Source organism: Rhizobium redzepovicii, assembly GCF_019793435.1.
GTDB classification, from domain to species: Bacteria; Pseudomonadota; Alphaproteobacteria; order Rhizobiales; family Rhizobiaceae; genus Rhizobium; species Rhizobium redzepovicii.
Genome location: NZ_JAILYH010000025.1, coordinates 26,592 through 49,177 on the forward strand (window position 1 = coordinate 26,592; position 22,586 = coordinate 49,177).

The following is a 22,586-nucleotide window of genomic DNA, read 5'->3' on the forward strand; positions in this document are numbered from 1 at the left end:
GTGCGGCGCTCTCTGGCGTCGCCAATCGAAAAACACTCCCCGCCACAAGCGGTTCCACGTGCAGGACCTGAGTCTCAAGCATCCCCGACTAAGGTCCGAGATCAATTATGCCTCACCGAGATCGCGCGCCCGCGCTTGCCCGCGATCCGCATGAACGGTGCCCGAGGACCAGATCTTGATGCTGGGCCTTCCAGTTCTTCGCCAAAGTGCCGGACTGACATATCCCCTTCCACGAAAGAAGAGGGTCTACGCCTGACCAAAGTCCGTATGCGCCGCAAAACAAAGAACCCGCACCGCGGGGCAAATTTCAGGATGAACGTGAGAAGGGGGTCGCTGTGTTCAGCGTTCTCCACGTCCGCACCCCAACTTGCTCGCCGTGATAAGGTTCCAAAAATATATAATAAGTATTCCTCTTAATTTGCCGTCTGATGGTTTGACTTCTGTCCACTTAAGGCGCGCTGTGTCTCTCGTATTACGGGCCAAAGATACGTCTTAATACAAGCCTAATGCCCAGGAAAGAGGATGATTAGATGCTGATTACCTCCGCAAGTCGCTTCCAGTCGGAAAAAATTATTCGCGCCGTCTGCGACTACCCCCTCAAGTCCTTTGCGATGAAGACAGCGGCATTGGCAGGAATGGCAGTCTCAATAGCCATAGTCATCCACATGCTTATCGGCGCCTAAGACGCGCTTCGCCATATCCAAGGAGACACGACTATGCAATTCAACGATGAAGAGCAGCTACGCCGTCACGCATACGCAATTTGGGAACGTCAAGGTTGCCCCGAGGGGAAGGACGCCGAGATCTGGGATCTGGCCGTGAAGGAGATGGACGGCCAGCAAGCTCCGCAATCTCGGAATGCGCCTTCTTCCGCCCAACTGGACCATCAGACACATTAGAGGATCGCGGCCATAACGATCCACGGCGATCCGGCGCACCAGTCGTTTCGACGCTTCGGACTCCATCTCATGGCTAGGCCCTCCTGAAACAGCGTCTTACCGACTTCTTCACCATTTGATCGGTAGATGTTGACGAGCGGCCGGTGCGTTTGTCTCTTGTCCACCGCGCCGCTCCCCTGAACCCGCAAGCCTTTCTGCCCAGCCGCTGCTCGGTGGCGTCGAAACGCCGATCTGCAGCTGGCCGCGCCGTCGAGATCCCGCACGATTACAGCATGTCGAAGGCCGCGATAACGATGCTGTCAAAGGTAGTCCCGGCGTCGAACTGGCTCGCGACGATATCGGTCAGACCTCCTCGAGGCCGACGCCACCTAGATTTGGTAGTCCAACAGGCACGTAGAAATAAAGGGGTGGAGCACGGTCCGGGCGACATACCGGAACGCGGTGATCCGGATGGTGCTCGCTGGCTTGTTGGGTAGGTTGTAAAGGCACGACTTGCGTGGTGAATTTCTGCCGCTTGTTAACTTCGCGACTGCCAAACGGTGATGCATGCAGCCGAACTGGAAGTATTTCGTCGCAATTCCCGTTTCAGGCTCTACCTCTACCTTCAGAAGGAGCATTGAACGTGAAAAATCTGAGAGAGTTTGCTTCAAGCACGAATGGTGATCAGTGGTTTCTTGGCGTCGACGCTGCCACCAACAGAGAGGTAGTCGTTCACCGCGGCAATCCCTCGTCAGGTGGCAATGAAACTACGATTCCGGTGAATTCATTTTTGAATCAGCGCCCGTTTGGCCCGGAGCATCGGGCTTTGGACTCGTTGCTTGCAGAGCGAAGAGCATCCGGGAGCGAAGAAACCCCTGCCAAACTGGTCTAAGCCGTTGGCAAGAATGACATCAAAAGCCCCGCCTTCTCTGGTGAAGTCGAGGAAGGCTTCTCGACAGCAAATAGCTGCCTCAGAGCCAAATTTGCACGTCAGAACACAGACACCGCACGGTAGCGCCCATGATCTTCGTTGGCTCGATCCGTTGGACACAGATAGCGTGCCGCGCACGGCGGTCAGATCGTTTGCCGCCCAGAAAGCAGCTCGATCGACAGGCGGAAGAAGATCGGCCCGTCCAGAGGCTCAACCGAGCTCCTCGGTGTGGAAACTGGCCAGGGGGTTTGCCCGAAGCCGATCTATCTTCAGGCCAGGCATGGAAACATAAACAGCCTGCGTTCTTCATATGCGTGGTGAATCGGAACGATATAGGGATATTGTTCGCTGCATGCCACGGCGAAAAGTGTGTTGGCAATGAATTCGAGGCAGTCATCATCGCTCATCTCCCGCAGTTGCTTGCTAGCCTCCGATGCCTGATACGCTCACTCCTTGCTGATCCGGCCGGCCGAGCATCAATTTCGTCAGAAGTGCGATCTGCTCCTGCTGCTGGGCGACGAGCGATTTCAGTTCAGTATTTCTAAGCTCGTCGAGCTTGTCATGCAGCGCCATAATTTCGATCTCAGCCTTCAAATTGACCTCGTAGTCGTGCGCGGCATCCACCCGGTCTTTGGCGGCATGCCTATTTTGGCTCATCATGATGACCGGCGCCTGCACAGCTGCCAGCATAGAAAGGATGAGATTGAGGAATATGAAGGGATAGGGATCAAAGGCGCGCGTTGCGGCCAACAGATTGCCGGCAACCCAAACCGCAAGGACGATCCCGAAAAGGATGATGAAGGTCCAAGAACCGCCGAATTCCGCCACCTTGTCGGCCAGCCGCTGCGACGATGTCAGCTTTGAATCGAATGACTGATTGGAATCGTGGGCAATCGCGTGCCGGGAGATCAGGCGCCGGAAGACTGCCCGTTCCCGCTCGGTTAAGAGCTCGAAGGGTTTGCCGAGATACCTGTTCGCGCCGGATTCAATGGATGCGTCGCCAATCTCAGCACCAGCTACTTCAGTATCATTTCCGGTCGACATGATAGTCTCCCGCCGGATACACCGGCCGCCTTAGCGACCCCACGAAGTCGCCCATCAAATTTAACATCTCGATATCATTGCGCATTCACATCAAAGAAGTCTTCCACCTGCTTCAGCCGGTACATGGCCCGCCTCTTGCGATCATAGAGCCTGCCCAGCAACGCACACTCCACAGCTAACGGTCCGCCGAGGACGCGGAGCCTGCTCAAGGTTATTTCCTGCCTGTTGACCCGCTGCTCTGCCTTCATGGCGCGGTGCCTTGCAAACCTCAGGTCCTTTTTCTTGTATCGCGGTGATTGCATCGTTCTCGCCAATCGTTGTCGTCATCGCGCTTGGCCGATGAACGTGTCTGCGCTCTTGCGGGACATGTGGCCGCAGGTAAAGTCCTAACAACCACCAAGAATAGCACAATTTCCGCTGCCACTCGGAACGAAATAAATTATTCAACGAAGAGCCGCTATCGGTGCACGATTTCATGCAAAGTCAGACTCAATTAAATCCCCTCAGATAGGAGTAGTCCGTCTTGGCAGGTCGTCATCATGATCGCGTAGGCGGGGCAAGTGAGAAGCGGCATGGCGCGTTTCGCCAAGCGCTTTGCGTCAAATTTTCACGGGCCGGTCCCGATTTTCTTTTCCTTACCCGCGGGCACCCCTCGTGCTCCCATATTGTGCTTTATCCAAGGCAAACTGTGCCAGGCACCCTTCTGGGCCACCGGTCACGGGCGAGAGGCGCGAGGTCTGTCTCGGCTCGTTCGGCTACGACAAACCAGGTCGGCGGCCGCGATGATACGGGGGGCCGCGAAATGAATCCCATTGTCGCCGACTGGGTGATATAGTCTCTCATGACCTATTCCCCGAAGGATTTGGAACTCGCCCGCCGGCAAGTGATTGTCGACCGACAGATGATTTGCGCTCAGCAGGGCCAGATCGACGGAATGCTGGCGCGTGGCGAGCCTGCCGGGCTGGCCAGGGAAAGGCTGCTCAAGTTGACCGAGGACTTGCGCAACCACTGCTTCCATCAGGATCTGATCCAGGCTTCGATCCGATCAGAGCGCTGATCCACCGCCGCGCACGCGGTGACGGTCTGCCGGTCTAATCCTTGTTCACTCGCCGGCTTTGCTCCTCGGCTTCGCGGGTGGTGATCTTCCTGCGGTGATCGGTCCGCGCCTGCTCGAGTTCTCCCATTGTAGGAAGATCCCGGACAGCCAGACTCTTATCATCGGCCTCAGTTGTTCGGCGCTTTGTGAACCGATGCAGCGGGTTCTTTGCTTCACGCGGGTCCCGAACCGCACGCGCTTCCTCGGGCGGCATGGCGAGGTCCATGCGTGCCGTGACGGCATGGGCGATCAATTCCTTCGCGGAGGGATTGCCGTCCGGACGCGTGCCGTTAGCGCCGAAGTCGTGGCGGTCACTGGCAGTAAGGGGCTTGGCGTTGTTATGTCTCGACATTTGAATGCCTCTTTTTTCATGAAGTCATGAGCTGCCGTTCGCAGGGGATGCGCTATCGCGGCCGGCCTCCTGCTTGCCGAATAGGCTTGCGAAGGTTGTGTATATTTCTGCAAAATCCGATCTTTTGACCTTGCGGTATCATGTATTTCAGGAAAGTAACGCAATAAAAAGGCCACGACGCCTTTATCATGCGGCTGGATTAATTTAATTTTCGCCGATAATATTTCATATTGACCAATAAATCGGAATGAAGCCTATCATTCTAGGATCTCGTCTCGGTTGTGACGCAATTGGGGCGTCGGAGTCTCCTACCTTCGTTTGCCCTGTAGCACTCGTCTGGCGGGGCCTTTAGGACCATCCTCGCTTCTGATTCCGCCGTCACAAAATCGTCGATGGGAGTCACGGGGGGCGGAGTGATGGCGGTAGCCCTTGCGCGCGGATGACGCAGAGCCAGGTGTCGTTGCTGATGGGAAGCATCAGCCGCTGTGCAACCGCGCCGCCGGCCGCCTACTACATGCTCGAGGCGCCAGGTTCGTCTGGCATAGGGCGACAACAGATCGCAAACCTTTAGCGAATATTTACCTGCCGCAGACCACGGCATCATAAGCGACTTCGTGTCTCCACGAGGAACTTGACGCGTTTCCCAGAGAGAGGAAAATCCGCGACTTGGCGGCGCGACTTTGACCCGTTGTTGACATTCTCCTAGATGCCGGACACGCCGTAGCGCCGGCACGTGAAAGCAAGATGCGAATCTTGTCGTCAGTGTGGGTGTTGCGTTCGGCGATGAAGCCTGCCGGTACCAAATCAGAGAGCCGATACCTAGTGTTCATCGTGCTGATTTCTTTGTGAACCGGGGAGCCTCGTTACAACTGCATCAAACTGAATAGAGCGAAACTGCCGTCAAAAACCAGCCCCGGCCATTGGCGACTTGGCGCGCGCTGCGCAGTCATCCAAACCAAGCCACGCGCTGGACGAACCAGAGCGCTGAAAGCGTTCCGATCAGATATGCGAGCCACAACCGCAGGCGTGAGAAGTCGAAGACCAGCAGCAGCCTCATGCTGGCCATTGCCAGGAGCGCGATGGCGACGAACACAAGCTGCCCTCCCTCAACGCCAAGATTAAAGGCCAACAACGCGATCGGGACCTCCTTCTGCGGCAAACCGATCTCGCGCAGCGCACCGCCAAATCCGAAACCATGCAGCAGGCCAAACAGAAAGCTGATCGCCCACGGATAGCGGCGGGAAAGACTGGTCCCGCCTTGACCCGAACGGATGATCTCACGGTTCGGCGTGGACAGGAGGTTGATGCGAGAGTCCGACATCCCTGTCTGCTCGACGAGTTTTGCCGTGTCGTCCGTGGAACCGTCATTGACGACGATAATCTCCAAGGCGGTGTAGGTCTGGCGCATAGCGGACCGAAGCGTGCGCTCAATATAGTGGAAGCGTTGAAGGCCGGGATGACCACTGAGACCAAAGGCTGGTCAGAAATAAGGGCTCTTCGTCGATCGTCATCTGTAACTGAAATCATTGCAGATCTCTCGCCACGTCAACCAGATGAAGGGACTGCGTTAGTGCTTTCTGCCGTTCTCCTACATTTAGTTCGGAGCGGGCAAAGCCCAGCCGCCGACAATGTCGGAAGATCTCCTTTAAGATGCCTACATTCTAACTTCGTTGTGCGGGCGCAAACGGACTTTGGTCTGAGATAGACCCTCTCCTTTCGTAGGATGGGTAGGTATGTCAGCCGCCGCCGAAAGACAGAAAGGAAGTGCTAACCAATCCCCTTCCGCGTGCTTTAACGATCGCTGTTTTACGGTCTGTGAACATAGAAGGACGTAATGCAGATGAACTGGCAGGCGCGGTCGCAGTGGGTTTTAAAATGGGTTCTCCCGGCAGCCACGTCATTGATCATCGGGTGCGTTCTTTTTGGTACCCTCCAATGGGCCGCAGGGCAGACCGATATGGTTGCGGAGGCTCGCCAGCGGGATCTCGTCAAACTGATCGTCTCGAAGATGCAGGCTAGCGTTGCTCATGATCAGGAAAGCGCGACAGTCTGGGACGACGCTGTTCGAAAAACCGACGCGCGGGATCTGGAATGGCTTCGCTCGAACCTCGGCGAATGGATGCATACCTACTTCGGGCATGACGCGGCCATCGTACTTTCGGCCGACCATGGCCGGATCTACGAGTTCATTGCGCCCTCGGACAACGCTTTGACGCTGGGTGATCTCCGCCTCGCTTATGAGCCGTTGGTGAATGCTTTGCAGAAACGACTTGCTGCTGGCGACGCTGAAGGGGTCACGGACCGGGTTCTCTCGATCGGCGAAAGCGACCTTACATATGTAGGGCGGCGACCGGCGATTGTGAGCGTCAAGCCAATCGTCTCGGACACGGGCGATATCGAGCAACCGCCGGGGCAGCAAAATCTCCATGTCGCTGTAAGGTTCATCGATCGAAGTTTCGTATCCGAGATCGGAGCGGACTACCAGTTTGCCGAAATGCAGTTTTCGGATGACGCTCCTACGGACGCTGAGCACTCATTCGTTCCGTTGAAGTCTCGTGCGGGCGGCGCTATCGGCTACTTCACCTGGCGCTCATTTCGTCCTGGTGCGAACGTGATGGAAGCGACCCTGCCGGCGGTCGGTCTGGCCGCCGTTGCCATCTTCGTCGCGGCAAACATGTTCGGGCGTGCGATATGGAGACGTTCAGCACGTCTTGCCTCGAGTCGTGAGGAACTCCAGCGACTGGCTTCGCGCGATCCGCTGACTGGCCTTTCCAACCGCGCTCATTTCAGCACCGAACTCGCCGCCCGGCTTGGGGCGGCCTCCCAGAACCAGTGTCACTGCGTGCTGTTCATCGACCTCGACCGGTTCAAAGCGGTCAACGATACTTTCGGGCACCCGACGGGGGACAAGCTCATCTCACTCGTGGCCCATCGCATGAATGAGATCATGCCGGCGGCGCTCATCGGCCGCATCGGGGGTGATGAATTCACCGTCCTGCTCGAAGAAGCCGACGGTCAAGTGGTCGACGCGGCTTGCGCACGGATCGTACAGCGTCTGCGAGATCCTTTCGAGATCGATGGCGCCCACATCGTCGTTGGTGCCAGTGTCGGCGCTGCGCTTGCCGCCGGCCCCGCGGATCCGTCGGAACTCACCCGTCAGGCCGACATAGCTCTCTATCACGCAAAGGCTGCGGGTCGGAATACCTTTGCAATATTCGGAGGCCATATGGACGAACTGCTGCGCAGGCGTCGGAAGCTTGAACACGACCTTCGACTGGCGCTCGAGACGAAGTCCCAGATCGAGACCTTTTATCAGCCAGTATATTCGGCAGAGCACAAGAGCCTGTCATCCATGGAAGCGCTTGCCCGGTGGAGGCATCCTGAAGAAGGTTTCATCGCTCCCGACGTCTTCATCCCCATTGCCGAGGAAATCGGCCTTATCCAGGAAGTCGGCGCTATCGTGCTCGAAGATGCTTGCAGTGTCATGGCCGACCTTCCTTCTATCTCGATGGCAATCAACGCGTCGACGCTGGAACTCTGTTCCGACGGTTATCCCCTTCGTGTCTTGTCCAGATTGGCGAAATGGAACATCGATCCAAAGAGGCTGGAGATAGAAATCACCGAGTCCTTGGCTTTTGGTGGAGAAGCACACAGCGATCGAAACATTGCTATGCTCCGAAATGCGGGTGTGCGAATCGCCATCGACGACTTCGGAACGGGTTACTCGTCCTTCTCGAGAGTGCAGAATGTCATGATCGACAGGATCAAGATCGACAAGTCGTTCATCGATGCGGTGCAAGGAGACAGCAAGCCGCTCATCGAGGCGATGATCAATATGGCCCGAGCGAAAGGTCTTAAGACCACGGCTGAAGGAGTGGAAACGAACGAACAGAGCGACGCTCTAGTGGCCCTTGGGTGCGACAGCCTCCAAGGTTTCCTAATCTCCCGGCCTCTTGCCCGCGCAGCCATCATCGATTTGTTCAACGGAACTGGGAAGCGAACATTCACCGCTTGAAGCGGGAAGGGCAATCTGTCAGTGGACGACGGCAATCACGGGAATTCCGGCTTCCTCCGCCGCGCGAATGAGCGCGGCACGCGCTGTCTTTGCGGGGATATTGCCTTGAATGGCATCCAGGCAGGTTTTTACGGCCGCAATTTATTCCTTGCCGTCGTCTGTCGGCCAAGCGGCGACGAGGGCCTCGGCAACCTCGCCAAGTGATCGGATCAGCTTATGCTTTTCTTGACCACTCATCACGAGCATCAGAGGGGCGAAATCTTCGCTTCTATGCCAGCTCACTATACCGACCGTTTGCATTGATGGCGGCCCTTTACTCCCGGGAAGCGACGCCCGACATGATCTACAACGCTTCACCAGGGAGGTTCTGACTGGAGACAGCAACATCGCTGAAACCTCCCTGGTGTCCTTTCAACAAGGAAGAGGGAAACCTATGCCACTTACCGTCGGGGGGAAGAGGGACTTAGGTCGCACTGGCAACGCCGCCCCCTGCTTCTCATATTAGGTCTGAGGTAACATGACGGTCCGTGGAGGGACGGAACAGGAGGACGATATGAAGTTCGGTTCCGACAACACCAACCATGAAGGGCGCTGCTCCCAAGGCCATAGTTCGGCCTCGACCATCGCGACGATCAAAGCGGCGCTTTCCGCCGATCCGAATATCGACAGCAGTGCCATCGAGATCAGGATGCTCGGTCCGGTGGTCCTGCTCGAAGGCTACATAACAAACGCCGCAGACCGCGAGAAAGCCATCTCGCTTGCGGGGATGATCGTCGGCCACGAGAACGTCCAGGATCGGATGCTGAGCCGGTTCCCCATGCAGTAGCGAGAGGCAATTCAAGAGGCTAGGACCTAGGTCCGGCGCAACCCCGGTACGAAGTCCCGGTACTGGAACACTTCCTCCACTCGACGGTTTCGCTCTGCAGCGGAACCAACCGCATCCAAGGAGGAAAACATATGATTATCAAAGTTGTAGGTATTGCCGCGGGCGTCCTGTTGGCGTCGACAACCGCTTTTGCCCAGCAGTCGACCGTGACAGGCGCCGTTGGTGGCGCTGCAACGGGCGCGATCGTCGGCGGCCCGGTCGGTGCGGCTGTCGGCGGCATTGTTGGCGGCGTGGCAGGGAGCGTCATTGATCCGCCGCCCCAGCAGGTTGTGACCTATGTTCAGCAGGCTCCTGCCCCGACCGAACGCGTCGTGGTGAAGGAGAAGGTCGTCGTCGGCCAGCCCCTGCCGGAGACCGTCGTCGTGACGCCAATTCCCGATGATCCGAAATATGCATATGCGATCGTCAACGATCAGCGTGTGATCGTCGAACCTTCCTCGCGGAAGGTCATCCAGGTCATCCAGTGACCGACGGGCGGCTCCAGCCGCCCCTTCCAAGCATGAGGGTACGTCTGCAATGCACAGAATGTGCGGGCGTCGTGGGCCCAACCACGGAGATATGAAAAGCAACCATTTCGCTGTGCTCGTGGCAGCTCTGTCCCTGAGCGTGTCGCCGCTTGCCACACTCCCGGCCGAAGCCCAGCAGGACACCAAGAGCGGTGGCCAGGCCCAGTCCGGCACGGAGGCCGGCTCGCAGGCGGGCTCAGCAAAGACCAGCACCGACTGCGCCCCCGACGTTTCGGGAGCCTGCCCAGGCAAGGGCCAGTCATCGCAGCAGAAATCCGGTCAGGGCTCGGACATGAAAAAGAGTGCCGAGCAGCCTTCACCCGATGGCGCGACGAGCGGAAGTGCGTCCGGCAAGACTTCGACAGAAACCACGCCTGCATCGAAGGACGCCAGCGGTGGCACCAAGACAGAACAGAAGCCCGACGCCAAGTCCGGCACCACGGATAACAGCGGCTCATCCACCACAGTCACGAAGAGCACTACGGAAAGCGGCGATGCATCCAAGCAGTCCACCGATCAAAATACGACGACCACACACAAAAGTTCGTCCGAAACCACCAACAACACCAATACGGACAACCAGACGAACACCAAGACCAACGTCAGCATCTCGGTCGAGCAGCAGACCGAATTCGAACGGTGGTGAAGGAGGTTCACGTTGCTCCTGTGAAGGAAGTCGACTTCACGGTTTCCGTCTGAACGAAAATCCCGAAGAAGGTCCGGCTGGAACGGCTGCCGACGCGCATTGTGAAGATCGTTCCGCAGTATGAAGGCTACCGCTTCTTCATCCTCGCGGATTGCAGGATCGTGATCGTCGATCCCGATGCTCTCACGATCGTCTACATCATCGAGGCCTAACACACGTTTCCAGGCGGCGTCTTATGCGCCGCCGGGCCGCAGGAGCAATCAATGATCTATCACGAAGATAAGCCGTCCGGCCTCGCGTTTCCCATTATCGTCATCCTGATTGCCATGGTCGCTATCGTCGGCAGCCTGGTCCTGTCATCAGGCCATCCAGCATCGGCTCGGGTCTGGGTTCCTGTTCGTTCGGCTGGCCCCTGATCCCGCGGCGCCCAAAGGCGCACTTCCGATCCCGACTGGGAGCACCTACGATAGGAGCATTCCACAGCAGAAAGGCGTCAGATCGCCTTGACCGCGCTCCGAACCGCGATCGAGTTCAGTATTTGAGCTTGGGATACCAATCCGTGCCGCGGCCGCTGGGCGTCATGTCCAGAAGGTTCCAGAGCGCGGCGATATCTACCGCCCTCCTTGGATCCTGGCCGGGATCCGCCGCTTCGGCCGGCATCTCGGGGCTTCGTCCGCGTTGCCTGCCTCAAGAACTTCGAACACGGCGTCCTCGAGCGCGTCCACCACTGCAAATCTTATCAGAGGTTCGTCATCGACAACGAGGACGCTTCGGACGTGATCAACCACGGCGTTCAGGCCGATGTGCGGATCAGCTTGGCCCCTTGAGTCCCAGTCGTTGACCGCCTGCGACCAGTGCTCGCGGTCCCGTCCGTTCGGGCAACCTTCGCTCTGCCAAATCTCGTGGGCCCGGCGACTTATCCAGTTATGCCGTTCCTGATCCATCTTCCGTCTCCGTCGGAAAGCAGAACTCCGGTAAGACCCCACGGTTCCAGCGCCAAAGGCGGTATCCACAAGCATTACGGACGAGCGGGCGCGGCGGAGCTCGCCCTGTACAACCGACGGAGAGGCCTCTCCGAGCATGACCGACTTCGTGGTAGCCACGCGTCGTCTCCTATGCTCCGCGGCTTTCCCTCCTGATCACACATCGGACAGGACTTGAAGGAGGCCTCGAGACATTCAAGACCTTCCATGAGAAGCAGGACGGCTGCGTCAAGGTGGTCATTCGACCGAACGGCTAGACTCGAAGCGGTACGGCGGAGCGACCCTCCGCCGGGCCTTGAAGACGGCAGAAGCATCTCTAAATCTCCTCGAACTCCCAGGAGACAAGACATGCCAACCAGTCAGCGCGACAAGGATTTCCGCATGCTTTCGGAGGCGGTCCAAGCTTGGTATCGCTTCTACTGAGTCGATCCTACAAGCGGGCATCGCAAACGCTCTGTACAGCCGCCCTCGAAAGCCAGCCATGCGAGCACGGTTGGCGGGCATGGTGTCATCTCCGCAGATCGATCGTAGGATTTCGCCATCAGAGATGCGTTCGCTGATAACATCGCCGAGCCGATGTAGAGGGCGCGCGCACCGACAGTGGCGGTGTCGCTCGGCGTAACCGGCGCAGCCCGGGAGGCCGGAGCAATTGAAGGGCCTATTAGGGTTTTCCTTGTGAGAGACGCGCAGTCAACTCCAGGTATCTTGCAACCGACGGGAACTTTTCTAGATCACGGCGGGACAGCTAACCTTGGGGGAATGAGATGAGGCTGGTGCCATTCCACTACGCGGGCCACAACAATCCAATCGTCTTCATCAATCCGGAGCACGTAGTCGCCGTTAGGGCTTTCACCAGCAGCACACACATCTATGTCAGCGTGCTGGGGAAAGACGCCTCGCCGAGCTACTATCCAGTGAGAGAGACGATTGAGGAAGTCGTTAAACTGCTAACGGCTTAGCATGCCGAGCGGCCCGGAACTTCTATACTTCATCGATGTTTTATGGGCATGAAGGATTTGCGCGACCTCGGCTACCGCGGCGGTTACGACACCGTCCGGTGCTATGCCCGAACCTAGGCGAAGGAGCACGGCTCGGTGACGGCGGAAGCCTATGGCGAAAGAGTACCGGAACCACGTCACTCACCGTATCTAATGCCAATCGTAGAGGGCAAAGCCCCTGCCACCCCCTGCATCATCCTCAACAAGGCGGCTGCGGAGGTTCTGTCTTTGCAGGTGCTGGACGAAGACGAATTCACCGTCCTTTTCACAAAACGGATTTGGGAACTGTCGGCTGAGAAAAGCTTGCCGTTTGGCAAGGAACCCTCCGAATATGCACAAGCCGTTGCGCGGGCTTACTGGCTATCGCTCCATGCAGAAGGCTTGAGCCCTGAAGAGTGTGCCGACGAGGACGCCTCGTATTGGCCCTGAAGCACTTTTATCGTCCGTAAGCTGCCGATCTGCGCCCCTAGGATCTCAAGCATCTTTCCGCAGGGGGAAGTAATCATCCGAAAGCGTAAAGGAACCTAACGGACCGTCTATCGTTATGGCATCGGGACCGCGCGCGAGAGTCCTGCGCCCGCAAGCCTCTCTACATCGCCCGCCCCCGCGCGGTCTCGTCCTTTCCCTCGTTCGCACAATTGTCCCGTTTCGGCGGGGGTATTTTTGTTGCGATAAAAACCTGCGGCGCGGGGACATCCGGCGATGAATCAACCAACGTCGGCGGCTTTCCCGAACATCGCGCTTTGGCTATGTGCCGCGCGGCGACGGATGCGTGATCCCGGATCACCTCCGGTTCCGGCGGAAAACGTTAATGTACTGTAGCTGACGAAGGGCTGTTGACCCTAGTCGACCAGAGGCCGACATAAGTGCCGATGAGCAAGGTGGAGACTTCTTCGGCCGTTTTGTAACCCTCCTGATGGAATGATAACGACAAAACCCCTATCTACCACATCCAGAACCATCGTGGCGAGCGCGTGGGGTGCAGCCAGCCACGCTGCCCTTCTTCCATTCATGTCGGACCCGCTGACCGATAGCACTGCTGCTCTTTACGGGGTTACGGACGCAGGAACAGCCGCAATATCACAATGCCGATTTCATGGCCGCCAACGGTGATTGGGATGGGCGTCATGGACGTTCCTGCACTGGCTGGACTGATTTTATGATTTTCGGCGCTGTTTAGGACAGCTGGCCTTACAGATGCTGACGAACCAGGTGCGAAAAGCAGTGCCGGCGGTTGATGCCCGGTGGTGTTGTCAATTGGTGATGGCCCTTGGAACTATCCGTCGCACCAGTTATTCCGATGCCTCGGGCTCCAGGTGCGCGAAGCCCTCCCGAAGCAGCTTCTTTCCGATCTCTTCGCTATTCGTTCGACAGATGTTGACCAACGGCGGGAGCGTTTGTGTCTTGTCCACCGCGCCGGTCATTACAAACGCAATCCTTTTCAGCCAGTAGCTCTCGTAGCGGTCCTTGGCGAGCAGCGCCAGCTCGTTCCTTCAGGCACCTGTAAAAAAAGCCCCGCCTTCGACGGGGCTAGTTACGGGCTGCGGTGGGCCGCACATTAAAGTGTAGGATTGGCTGCCGTAACAAATCTCTGCACGGCCCGACTACTTACGATCGGCAGAGCCAATGGTTCCCCATGGCGAAAGATTTTTTCTCAGCCTTTTGGGCAGGCCATGTAATATCTGCTGGCGGATGAATCGCACGTGGAGGTCGAATTATCTCGATCCGCCGATCTTGGTGGCACGATCGCACAACCCGGAACCTTCCTGTGCTCTGCCAGTTTTGGGGGCATGCCCTATTTGGTCGAAATCCTGCTTCCTGTTGCGCATGGCCGGCGGAGCCGGACGAACCTTGACCTTGTCCGCGACGAACTCACGGCGGAGTTCGGAGGGGTAACCCTGCAGATCAACTCTCCCGCAGAGGGTCTGTGGGAGGACGGTGGGGACGTCGAGCGCGACCGTATTGTCATGGCCGAAGTGATGATTGACGATATCGACTACTCCTGGTGGTCCTCTTACCGCGGGAAACTGGAGGCTCGCTTCCGCCAAGAGAAGATCGTTATCCGCGCAACCTCGATCGAGCGCCTCTGAATTTCGGAACCATTGGGAATCGCGGTCGTTAGCTCCGCCCGGAGCTATAGGGCGCATCCCGCCTTTTTGCGATGATGCCTTCTAACCCGTGCTCATAGGCGCTTGCCAGCAGTTGATCGCCGTCGCCATCGATCTCCTCCGAGAGCCGGCGTTTAGGTCGTTCGGCAAATTGGTCAAGAACTGGAAGCGCAATCGACGCCTCGGATCGTCGATGCGCGACGAGTGCAATTCGCTTTAAACACGCTTATCGCCGGTCGTGATCGTGAAAGGTCCCACTTCGTCTTCGTCCGTGGCTGGAACCCGGAGGGGCCCCGCAGGTTTCTGCCAAAGGAGGCTTTCATGGAAGGCGGCTGGATCCACTTGTGCGTCGACATGCAGCGAATGTTCGCGGAGGATACGCCGTGGCAGGTCGGCTGGATGGAGAGGGTTTCTCCCGCGGTTGTCGAACTCGCCACATGCTACCCGGAGAGGACGATCACGCGGTTCGTACCGCCGCCGCATCGGACGGCGGCACGTGGCATGTGGCGTGCCTACTACGAGAAATGGTGGATGATGACAGGCGAGCATCTTCACGCCGAGCTCGTCGACATCCTGCCAGAACTGCGCCGGCTCGTTCCGCCCGCTCGGGTCTTCGACAAACCCACCTATTCGCCGTGGGTAGACGGAAGACTGGACGCTCATCTGCGGATTGATAGCATCCAAACGCTCATCGTGACCGGGGGCGAAACCGATGTCTGCGTCACAGCCGCGATCTTCGGCGCCATCGATCACGGCTATCGGGTTATCCTCCTCAAGGACGCCGTTTGCAGCGGCGCCGACGAGACACACGACGCATCGCTGAAGCTGCTCGGAGACCCTTTTCGGTTCAGTTGGAGATCATGGAGACCGTCGCGTTTCTAACTAGCGTTCGTTAAGCGGCTTAGTGCCTCTCATGAGCTAACAGGAGTTCACCATGTCTGACGTTTTTTCAAAATTCGCGACGTCCATTGCGGGCCTGTCGGGCAAGCCCGGCGCTTTTGTGCTCGCCGTGACCCTTGTTCTCGTCTGGGCGATCTCCGGGCCGTTCTTCGGCTACTCCGAAACCTGGCAGCTCGTAATCAACACGTCAACGACCATCATCACGTTTCTGATGGTCTTCGTCCTGCAGAACTCGCAGAATCGAGATGGCAAGGCTTTGCAGGCCAAGCTCGACGAGCTCATTCTGACGTCGCAGGCTCAGAACAAGTTCGTTGGGATCGAAAAGCTCGATGAGGAATCCTTGCGCGAGATGAGCAGGACACTCGCCGAAAAAGCGGAGTGCGTCGAGGACGTCGCGGACGAAAAGGCAGAGCGCGGCCAAGCATCGGTCTGACGCTCTCATGCGCCGCGAGCGCTCCCCGGGCGGCCCACCGGGCGCATGGCTTTGAAAGCCGAACGCCCCCCGTGTCCGAGGAAACACCGCCTGCGAACATTAGCTCTTCGGCGTCGATCGCGATCGTGGCATTGGCGCGAGGGGGCCAGAGTTCGGCGGGTAGCGCTGGCGTCCAAGTGTCTTTAGAATTCCAACCTGAATCTACATCAGCCTAAAATTATCATCCGACGTTGTCGGGACAAAAACGCGACTTGTTTGCGCCTTGAGTGCTGACAGCGACGTACAAGATCTAAAAGTCGCTGATCGTGGCTGGCCCGCAAGCTGCTGGTGGCCTTATGGAAGTATGTCAGCGCCGGCGTTGTCATCGAGGGGCGGCCATGAAATCCGACTAACCGATGCCAGCTTACCTGCAAGCTCTTTCAATTCCCAGGGCCGGATCAGCCTGACGGATCGAGGTGAACAGACCGTGGGTAGTCACGGCTTTATCAGCCGGAAACAACATTGGTCCTGTTCTCCTGCAACAAGCGGGTCGTGGTGCAGCCGCCGGAGCGGCGACCGTATGTGAGGTTGTACAGCTCGCAGGTTGGACCGGTAAAGTATCGGGCTCAGACTTGGATCCGAAATAGGAACGCCAACATGCCACCTTGAGCCATTGACGCCAGACTTCTCATGTGGGGAAGACCCGACCGCCTCCATTTCACGGCCGGTACGGCCGGGCAGGTGAGGCGAGGGGCCACCGGTACCACTCAAGCGGAACGGCTTGCCGGGGGCAGTCGGTCCCGCGTTCCGCTCGGTGCGAGCGGCGCTCCGCTAACCCTCCTGCGGCTGCCCTTTTAACCGGTCAAGCCGTGCGCGAACTGGCGCCGGCGCAGACGCGCCTTTGCCTGGTATGCTCATTGTTTGGAGGAGGGGCTTGCCGTGGCGGGCACGGCGACATCGGAAGGATGCGCCCCGGCCAGCCGCAACTCATGTGGATCGCCGCGCCCTACCGTCGCAACAGGAGGAACGCATCCGCCGTCAGGTACCGGTTCGGTGTATCGAACGCCGAGGATCGTGACCCCCGCCGAATAGACGTATGATTTTCCGACGCAGTGTGCAGCTCGTCCGGCACGCCCGGAAAACAGCCGGATCTCCAGCGCGATCCTGCGCGCAGCATCGGCGTCGCCCCCGACGGTATTCAGTTCCAAGACGAGGTCCTGATCACCTGCGCGTACGGCGGCAATCTGATCCAGAAAACTCGTGACTGCCTTCTCGTCAATAGGCCCGTTAATCGAGGCATTGGGCTCGAAGAGAAGTTGGTCGACATCGCCCTCCCGCGCGTCTTCCGCATCGGTCATCACGCAATCCATTCAGATGTGTAAACGCCTCCAACCGGCTACACCCGAAGAGTTCCCGCCGGAGAGAAGGCCCGTTTGCAAGATCCCTAGGCCGCCTCCTGAGCGAAATCGTGGTTAGAGAAATAGTCTTGCTCCTCGCACCACTCCGATGGACCGTGTGCACCATCTCTTATGCGTCTGTCACGGATGATGGTTCCGATGGCATCTTTTGCCACGCGATCGGTAAAACCTCCAACCGGCCCAGTAGACCACGATGCCGGAAATTCGGGTCTCGCTAGGTTCTGCGCACCAGTCGCGCTTGGCAACCCTGAACAAAACCTTGTCGTGGTCTGTCACTCCTTACTGCAGAAACCGGCGTCGCCAGCGACCGGAAAGGCTCTCGTCGGGCGAAGCCAGGGGTTCTCAATTGAATATAAACACGCCCCACCCGACAACAGTGCTACCGCCGAAATCGCAAAACTCATCTTTCCTATCCACCTGATCCCGGCTAACCGCCGCACGTCGGGTTCCGACCGCTGGTGGATTGTCTCCGACCGTACCGTCACCTGCAGCAGGGAACCCCCCAATGGTGACCAGGGTTTGGCACAGAGACATGGAGGTTATCATGGACGGATCGTATTGGGCGATGCTCCTCGGCACGCTGGCGCTCGCATCGTGGATGGCGGCCGGCCTGTTTGCCGTGATTGGAACCCGCCAGGAGATTAGGAGGGGCGGCGCGAGTCGCGGAAGCGAATTGATGTCGCTCGCGCTGGCCTGTGTTGGCGTCATCCTGGCGATCATCATGACCGCCGGAATGGTGCTTTCGTGAAAAATGCTGACCATGGGCGTGTGGATACCCGCATCGATCAAAAATACTTATGATTTGGACGCTTTCGAGCCGGATGCCATGCGGATTGCGATGAGCAGCGTGCGGCTTGTGGTTGGTACCCTTCCTCCTGACGATCGACGACGAGATGCGCCAATCGTTTCACTGCTTCGGGCTCCACGACCAAAGCCTACTGCCTTATTAGGGCTTTCAATTCATCACCGCAGATGATGATATACCGATGGTCTTCGGCCCGGATCAAAATCTCGATCGCCCGAAGTTCGTCCGCGTGCTCCCCTGCGTACTCAATAGCTTTTTGGAGAGAACAAAACGTCTTATTTGGCGTCCGCGCTAACCAGCTATGCACCGTGCTGGGCGCTGTTGCATACATTGAAAGCTTGTCGGTCATAGTTGTGCCGTCTAGTCTTAAATCAACTCCACCGAGATCATACGCCAAATCACTTTCGATACGATCTGAAAAGCCGGAGCTGGTTACTGCTAGGTTGCCGGTCGGATGAGAGATCTAGCGCGGTCCGGTGTAGCGTATATGCGGGTGAAGTCGGATGGCGATCGTATAGCCATGGATCAAGGTGGGCTTGAAGTGCTCGCGCGCGAGGGCGCGGCAGAGCGAGCGCCCGGGTCGCGACGGCGATCCTGGAGGGCGAAGTGTGGTGCCAATGAGCAATGCCGACGGGCCAGCCTTTAGGCGGGGGCACCTCGACCTTGCCAAAGCTAGCGAGGCCGACGTTTGACCGAACCTGACCCCGAGGCGGCGATATACCGGGACCAATCGAGAAAGGTCCCCTTCGCTTGACCATTCGCGTAAACTTCAGCCGTCGCCGACCAAGGTCCAGTTCCTCCACGACGTGCAGCCTCAATTAGTGCCAGCCACAAGGAATCTCGCTGCGCCATCTCGCGAAAGTGCTTCCGACAGTACCGGACTTCCAGGAGGAACGCCAACGACTTCCAGGTGTGCCAGCCTCCTCCCAGGCGTCGCGTCCGCCGGTCTCCTCGGCGACAGACAAAATATTGGCCATCCCTAGGATCATCAACCGTCTCGTCTCTCTCTTCGTGATCAGAAGTTTTGGCGCCTCGGGCGTTTCGCCGAAACATAATGCGCCATACTGCTGAGCGGACTTCTGATCGACGACAATCTCGCTCATTGTGTCTGCTACCGGGCCCGAGAGGCGGCTGGATCGGCTAGACGCTTTCCGTGCGATATCGTACGGCAACGAAAAGGATGTCGGGAGCTTTCTTTTTCAATTCAGGAAAGAAAAGATGACAACCTTGTCTATACAGCGCGCCGCGCCCAAAAATGGAACCTCTGCCGACCAAACAGTCGAATTGGAGATCGTTCAACTCACACCCAAGCTGCGCACCTTCGCCCGAAGGTTCCTGCGCAGTGACGACGACATCGATGATCTGGTGCAGGAAACCTTGCTGAAAGCGTTGGCTTCGCTTCACCGCTATGAGCCTGGCACCTCCTTAAAATCCTGGCTGTTCACCATCCTCCGAAACACGTTCTGCACCAATTATCGCAGGCGGAAACGTGAGCCGGTCGGAATGAACGCGGCTATCGAACAGCTTTCGGTAGCGCCGTCCCAGGAGTGGGCGATCCGGGAACGCGAGCTGCAACAGGCGTTGACGCTTCTATCCGACGACTTGCGCCGAGCCCTGATCTTGGTCGCTGCGGGAACGAGTTACGAAGATGTTGCCCGGATGTGTGGATGCCAGTTAGGCACGGTGAAAAGCCGCGTCAGCCGTGCTCGTCAGTCGCTGGCCCTATTGCTAGGAAACCAGTTCAACGAATGAACATGCTTTTGTCTGACCCCGCCTGCCAATGTGGTCTCATGGGCGACGACCCGGATGTTCGATGAAGCCGCCTTCCCGCGCCGATGGTCGCCAAGGGCTCACCATTCCGACATGGTAGGCGGATGGAGCGGCGGACGCGGATTCGGTGAAAATACCCCCGAGGAAACCTGGGCCATGCATTTCGTCTCCCTATCCCGTTCAGGCCGCACCTGCTGCGCCTCAATGCGCGGACTGCCGCGCGTTGGTTCTAAACGCCGTTCAGAATAACCAAGACGAATTGGTGGTCGCCTTGCCCACGCATGGACCCCCATTGTCCGCCGCTACTGTACCCGATGGAGCGGTCCCGGCAGATCTCCTCTCAACCTCACGAGCCGGGCAACAAGCAGAACGTTGCGGTTGTGGGATCTGCCAAAGTTGTCGATTTCCTCAAGGGTCCGAGCAGCCGCTCATATTCCTCCTCGGCCTTGCCGTACGCATCGGCTGCGAACTCTTCAAGGCCGGCGCGATCCCTGACAATGACCAGGCCCCGGACGGAGCGAATGAAATGGTTGCCCTCAAGCACATGCAAGGCCGTCGTGACACTCGGCCGCCTTACCGCCAGCATCACGGCAATGAACTCGTGTGTCAGGGCGAGCTTGTCGCCGTCAATTCGGTCGTGGCACATCAAAATCCAACGCGCCAGTCTTTCGTCGACCTCATGGACCGCGTTGGAAAGCGCGGTAAATCCTGCTTGCGTTGCAAGTACGTGCGCACTCTTGTTGAGCAGGCTGGCGAAGACCGGCTGCGTTTTCATCAGGTTCAGCAACTTTCCTTGTGACAGCCGATATGCAAAGCCCGGCACCTGAACCGCGACGTCATTGATGCTGAGGCCCGCACCGACCGCCGCCGCGGTGGGGCCAAATCCGTCGCGGCCGAACAATCCGCACTCCACACGATTCGCCTCGGGCGAAATATTGATGACCGAACCCACTCCTGAGCACGGAAAGTAGGCATGTTCGATTGGCGCATCAGCCTGGACGATAATAAAACCACGAGGAGTTTCGCAGGGTTCAAGATGAGAGGCGACAGCGGCATACTCCTCAGGCGGCAAAAGGGCCAGCAGACGGTTTTCCTTAGGTTGCATCCCGATTTCTGGCAATCTGCACCCTCCACCGCTGGCCACCTAGCGCGGCTCGCCATGCGCAACTCGTACCTCCCCCTCTTGGTTCCCGCGTCAGGCCGCTGTGCCATACTTGCCGAACTGCAGCGACCGCCTTTGGGTTACCGTGATATGGCGCTCGCCAGATGGTGCGGCTTGTACTCTCCCTCGCTCAGGTTGGTTGCCCGCAGCACAGCATGTCGCCTCCGACCACCGCCGACACATGAAGTCCATCGCCTGCTGGCGCGTAAAACCCGGTGCGCGAATCTTACAGCGATAGGCGAATTCGTGCCGTCTGCAACGAGATAGACGCCGAATTCGCGTTTCGGGGCTTCCACCGCCGCATAGGTCTCTCCGGCTGGGACGTGAAAGCCTTCGGTATAGAGTTTGAAGTGATGGATCAGCGCTTCCATGGACCGCTTCATCTTGGAAAAACTGCGAGCAGACGAGCCAGCCCCACGAAAGCGGACAAATCAGTGATAAGAGGGGGAGACCGGCCCGAACAACGATGCGACAATGTCGGTCAGGTCGGAAGCAGCTCCGCTAAGGACAAAGCCGCCAGGCAGCGCTTGCGACCGCTGATCGCGGGCAAAGATGAAAGGAATTTCCCGTGTCTCCAGCCAGGCGTTCATCCAAAGCATGGCCTCGTCGGGGATTGCAATGTCGATGACAACGGCATCGAATATCTGCTCCTCCTTCAAGCGCTCCATCGCGTTAGAAACCATGATTGGCCCGACCACTGCTGCGTTAAGCGCAGCAAGCGCTTCTCTCGCGTCGTTGGAGAGGAAGTCAGCCTCGCCGATGATTAGGATCGTCTTGCCGGCGATCTGGCTGAGCAAATTCATGACGGACGTCTAATTTATCCGGTTTGATGGTGCCGATGCTTTAGCGATTCAGGCGGGCGGTCGGCCTACGCAGTGGGTACCATGTTCAAGCACCCTACGCGAGTGCATTTTCCCGTCGACACCGATCAGGTTAGTTCGCCCTTCCACTGATCGCCGTCTTTCTCTCGTCCGTACGCTTTCCGACCAGTGGTTGATACCGGAAAAACGCGGATTAGGATCGGCTAATATAAGGGAGGAATGCACGATCCAGCATACCGAAAACACCGAACCGGCGCTCCTGCCGGATGACCTGGCGACGTTGACCGCTGTCTTGGAGAGATGGTGCGTTGAAAAATCGTGCGAGATCGCCAGCCCGGTGGCAGAGCACGTTGCCAGGGAGCTGGTCTCGTGGTTCGATGCGGCATCCGCGACAAGCAAAGCCTCGCCGGTCTTAGGCGGCATGCACATCTGGATATGGAAAACCTGAAGATCTCGACGGAGGCGCCTTCCGCCAATTCGGGGCGGCTCTCAAGATCAGCCAGTTGGCGCGCGGGGAAGGATAGAAGCGTCAGGATCGGTTCGACGGCGCCGCCCGAACTTCCCAGACATCAACCTGTCGAGAGAGCGATCCGGCATCCGGAAAGCCTGCAAATCACACCGATGGCGCGTCAACGCTCAGCATCAGTGCCCGCTGGATACGCTCTGCCAGGCCTCACTTTCCCGGCAGATCCTTTTCCGTTGTGGCAGCCGCCGGAAGTCTGTTCTGCGATCCCTCCCTATCGGAACCGCGAAGAGGGGCCGTTGGCGCGCTGGCGACATAGAGGCCAAGTCCCAGTGCGCCGAGGGCCACAACGACGGCACCAGCGAGCGCCACGACCGACCGTCGACCATCCT

Annotated in this window: 23 protein-coding genes and 7 pseudogenes; 15 read left to right on the plus strand and 15 right to left on the minus strand. The window is 58.1% G+C overall.

The genetic code is table 11. The features are described from left to right. The first annotated feature begins 530 nt into the window (after nt 1–530). From K6N12_RS29930 to K6N12_RS29940, 3 genes are all read left to right on the plus strand, one after another. Complete coding sequence (locus K6N12_RS29930; protein ID WP_165503962.1) at nt 531–683, plus strand: hypothetical protein; 153 nt, start codon at nt 531–533, stop codon at nt 681–683. Between the two features lie 33 nt (nt 684–716). Then, nucleotides 717–899, plus strand: a complete 183-nt coding sequence (locus tag K6N12_RS29935) for a DUF2934 domain-containing protein (protein ID WP_131711643.1) — start codon at nt 717–719, stop codon at nt 897–899. Between the two features lie 622 nt (nt 900–1,521). Continuing rightward, entirely contained in the window at nt 1,522–1,770 is a 249-nt protein-coding gene (locus tag K6N12_RS29940) for a hypothetical protein (RefSeq protein ID WP_131711644.1), read from the plus strand. A 462-nt stretch (nt 1,771–2,232) separates the two neighbouring features. Here K6N12_RS29940 and K6N12_RS29945 read toward each other — a convergent pair whose 3' ends face one another. Together K6N12_RS29945 and K6N12_RS29950 are read right to left on the minus strand one after the other, a co-directional pair. Then, entirely contained in the window at nt 2,233–2,853 is a 621-nt protein-coding gene (locus K6N12_RS29945; protein WP_239620683.1) for a DUF1003 domain-containing protein, read from the minus strand. A 74-nt stretch (nt 2,854–2,927) separates the two neighbouring features. After that, entirely contained in the window at nt 2,928–3,101 is a 174-nt protein-coding gene (locus tag K6N12_RS29950; RefSeq protein ID WP_222135185.1) for a hypothetical protein, read from the minus strand. Nucleotides 3,102–3,694: 593 nt separating this feature from the next. On the opposite strand from K6N12_RS29950, the gene K6N12_RS29955 reads away from it, so the two are divergent. Then, on the plus strand, nt 3,695–3,910 hold the full coding sequence (locus K6N12_RS29955; protein ID WP_222135184.1) for a hypothetical protein: 216 nt from the start codon (nt 3,695–3,697) through the stop codon (nt 3,908–3,910). Between the two features lie 34 nt (nt 3,911–3,944). Here the strand turns inward: K6N12_RS29955 and K6N12_RS29960 are convergent, their stop codons facing one another. The 3 genes and pseudogenes from K6N12_RS29960 to K6N12_RS29970 form a co-directional block, all read right to left on the minus strand. Beyond that, nucleotides 3,945–4,301 (minus strand): hypothetical protein, encoded by a 357-nt coding sequence (locus K6N12_RS29960; RefSeq protein WP_131711645.1) that lies wholly within the window; start codon nt 4,299–4,301, stop codon nt 3,945–3,947. A gap of 946 nt (nt 4,302–5,247) precedes the next feature. After that, a complete protein-coding gene (locus K6N12_RS29965; protein WP_425517735.1) occupies nt 5,248–5,523 on the minus strand; it encodes a HupE/UreJ family protein in 276 nt (91 codons plus the stop codon). A gap of 18 nt (nt 5,524–5,541) precedes the next feature. Further along, nucleotides 5,542–5,828: pseudogene (locus K6N12_RS29970) on the minus strand (glycosyltransferase family 2 protein); the annotation flags it as partial. 307 nt (nt 5,829–6,135) lie between these two features. Between K6N12_RS29970 and K6N12_RS29975 the strand changes: the two are divergent. Further along, complete coding sequence (locus K6N12_RS29975) at nt 6,136–8,316, plus strand: putative bifunctional diguanylate cyclase/phosphodiesterase (protein ID WP_245500097.1); 2,181 nt, start codon at nt 6,136–6,138, stop codon at nt 8,314–8,316. A gap of 18 nt (nt 8,317–8,334) precedes the next feature. Here K6N12_RS29975 and K6N12_RS29980 read toward each other — a convergent pair. Continuing rightward, nucleotides 8,335–8,616 (minus strand): annotated as a pseudogene (locus tag K6N12_RS29980) (DUF982 domain-containing protein). 253 nt (nt 8,617–8,869) lie between these two features. On the opposite strand from K6N12_RS29980, the gene K6N12_RS29985 reads away from it, so the two are divergent. The 4 genes and pseudogenes from K6N12_RS29985 (at nt 8,870) to K6N12_RS30000 (ending at nt 10,770) form a co-directional block, all read left to right on the plus strand. Then, nucleotides 8,870–9,142 (plus strand): BON domain-containing protein, encoded by a 273-nt coding sequence (locus tag K6N12_RS29985; RefSeq protein ID WP_131711646.1) that lies wholly within the window; start codon nt 8,870–8,872, stop codon nt 9,140–9,142. A gap of 131 nt (nt 9,143–9,273) precedes the next feature. Continuing rightward, entirely contained in the window at nt 9,274–9,669 is a 396-nt protein-coding gene (locus tag K6N12_RS29990; RefSeq protein ID WP_131711647.1) for a DUF1236 domain-containing protein, read from the plus strand. A gap of 91 nt (nt 9,670–9,760) precedes the next feature. Further along, nucleotides 9,761–10,566 (plus strand): annotated as a pseudogene (locus K6N12_RS29995) (DUF1236 domain-containing protein). A 51-nt stretch (nt 10,567–10,617) separates the two neighbouring features. Next, the gene (locus tag K6N12_RS30000) at nt 10,618–10,770 is read left to right on the plus strand and encodes a hypothetical protein (RefSeq protein WP_165503963.1); all 153 of its coding nucleotides are present in this window, start codon (nt 10,618–10,620) and stop codon (nt 10,768–10,770) included. 195 nt (nt 10,771–10,965) lie between these two features. Here the strand turns inward: K6N12_RS30000 and K6N12_RS30005 are convergent, their stop codons facing one another. Together K6N12_RS30005 and K6N12_RS35070 are read right to left on the minus strand one after the other, a co-directional pair. After that, nucleotides 10,966–11,298 carry a DUF2934 domain-containing protein gene (locus K6N12_RS30005; protein ID WP_222149071.1) on the minus strand — a complete coding sequence of 111 codons (333 nt, stop codon included), beginning with the start codon at nt 11,296–11,298 and terminating at the stop codon, nt 10,966–10,968. A 605-nt stretch (nt 11,299–11,903) separates the two neighbouring features. Next, nucleotides 11,904–11,999 (minus strand): annotated as a pseudogene (locus K6N12_RS35070) (spike base protein, RCAP_Rcc01079 family); the annotation flags it as partial. Nucleotides 12,000–12,431: 432 nt separating this feature from the next. Here K6N12_RS35070 and K6N12_RS34435 point away from each other — a divergent pair. Beyond that, nucleotides 12,432–12,764, plus strand: coding sequence for a hypothetical protein (locus K6N12_RS34435; RefSeq protein WP_245500101.1), 333 nt, complete (start codon nt 12,432–12,434; stop codon nt 12,762–12,764). 1,274 nt (nt 12,765–14,038) lie between these two features. Then, nucleotides 14,039–14,425 (plus strand): hypothetical protein, encoded by a 387-nt coding sequence (locus K6N12_RS30015; RefSeq protein WP_425517731.1) that lies wholly within the window; start codon nt 14,039–14,041, stop codon nt 14,423–14,425. A gap of 34 nt (nt 14,426–14,459) precedes the next feature. On the opposite strand, the pseudogene K6N12_RS34440 reads toward K6N12_RS30015, so the two are convergent. Next, nucleotides 14,460–14,573: pseudogene (locus K6N12_RS34440) on the minus strand (non-homologous end-joining DNA ligase); the annotation flags it as partial. A gap of 191 nt (nt 14,574–14,764) precedes the next feature. Between K6N12_RS34440 and K6N12_RS30020 the strand changes: the two are divergent. Beyond that, nucleotides 14,765–15,339, plus strand: a pseudogene (locus K6N12_RS30020) (cysteine hydrolase family protein). A gap of 38 nt (nt 15,340–15,377) precedes the next feature. Further along, on the plus strand, nt 15,378–15,776 hold the full coding sequence (locus K6N12_RS30025; protein WP_131711650.1) for a low affinity iron permease family protein: 399 nt from the start codon (nt 15,378–15,380) through the stop codon (nt 15,774–15,776). 893 nt (nt 15,777–16,669) lie between these two features. Here the strand turns inward: K6N12_RS30025 and K6N12_RS30030 are convergent. Beyond that, complete coding sequence (locus tag K6N12_RS30030) at nt 16,670–17,113, minus strand: Clp protease/crotonase-like domain-containing protein (protein ID WP_131711651.1); 444 nt, start codon at nt 17,111–17,113, stop codon at nt 16,670–16,672. A gap of 604 nt (nt 17,114–17,717) precedes the next feature. Here K6N12_RS30030 and K6N12_RS30035 point away from each other — a divergent pair. Beyond that, on the plus strand, nt 17,718–17,921 hold the full coding sequence (locus K6N12_RS30035) for a hypothetical protein (RefSeq protein ID WP_222135181.1): 204 nt from the start codon (nt 17,718–17,720) through the stop codon (nt 17,919–17,921). Nucleotides 17,922–18,108: 187 nt separating this feature from the next. Here the strand turns inward: K6N12_RS30035 and K6N12_RS30040 are convergent, their stop codons facing one another. After that, nucleotides 18,109–18,327, minus strand: a complete 219-nt coding sequence (locus K6N12_RS30040) for a DUF2188 domain-containing protein (RefSeq protein WP_245500102.1) — start codon at nt 18,325–18,327, stop codon at nt 18,109–18,111. Between the two features lie 469 nt (nt 18,328–18,796). After that, nucleotides 18,797–19,081 carry an NUDIX hydrolase gene (locus K6N12_RS30045; RefSeq protein ID WP_239620691.1) on the minus strand — a complete coding sequence of 95 codons (285 nt, stop codon included), beginning with the start codon at nt 19,079–19,081 and terminating at the stop codon, nt 18,797–18,799. A gap of 115 nt (nt 19,082–19,196) precedes the next feature. Between K6N12_RS30045 and K6N12_RS30050 the strand changes: the two genes are divergently transcribed. After that, nucleotides 19,197–19,730, plus strand: coding sequence for a sigma-70 family RNA polymerase sigma factor (locus tag K6N12_RS30050; RefSeq protein WP_222135180.1), 534 nt, complete (start codon nt 19,197–19,199; stop codon nt 19,728–19,730). A 364-nt stretch (nt 19,731–20,094) separates the two neighbouring features. On the opposite strand, the gene K6N12_RS30055 is transcribed toward K6N12_RS30050, so the two are convergent. The 3 genes and pseudogenes from K6N12_RS30055 to K6N12_RS30065 all read right to left on the minus strand — a co-directional run bounded on the left by K6N12_RS30055 (nt 20,095) and on the right by K6N12_RS30065 (nt 21,713). Then, the gene (locus K6N12_RS30055) at nt 20,095–20,868 is read right to left on the minus strand and encodes a Crp/Fnr family transcriptional regulator (protein ID WP_239620692.1); all 774 of its coding nucleotides are present in this window, start codon (nt 20,866–20,868) and stop codon (nt 20,095–20,097) included. Nucleotides 20,869–21,084: 216 nt separating this feature from the next. After that, nucleotides 21,085–21,296 (minus strand): annotated as a pseudogene (locus K6N12_RS34445) (NADH-quinone oxidoreductase subunit D-related protein); the annotation flags it as partial. A gap of 45 nt (nt 21,297–21,341) precedes the next feature. After that, nucleotides 21,342–21,713, minus strand: coding sequence for a hypothetical protein (locus K6N12_RS30065; RefSeq protein ID WP_131711654.1), 372 nt, complete (start codon nt 21,711–21,713; stop codon nt 21,342–21,344). Between the last annotated feature and the right edge of the window lie 873 nt (nt 21,714–22,586).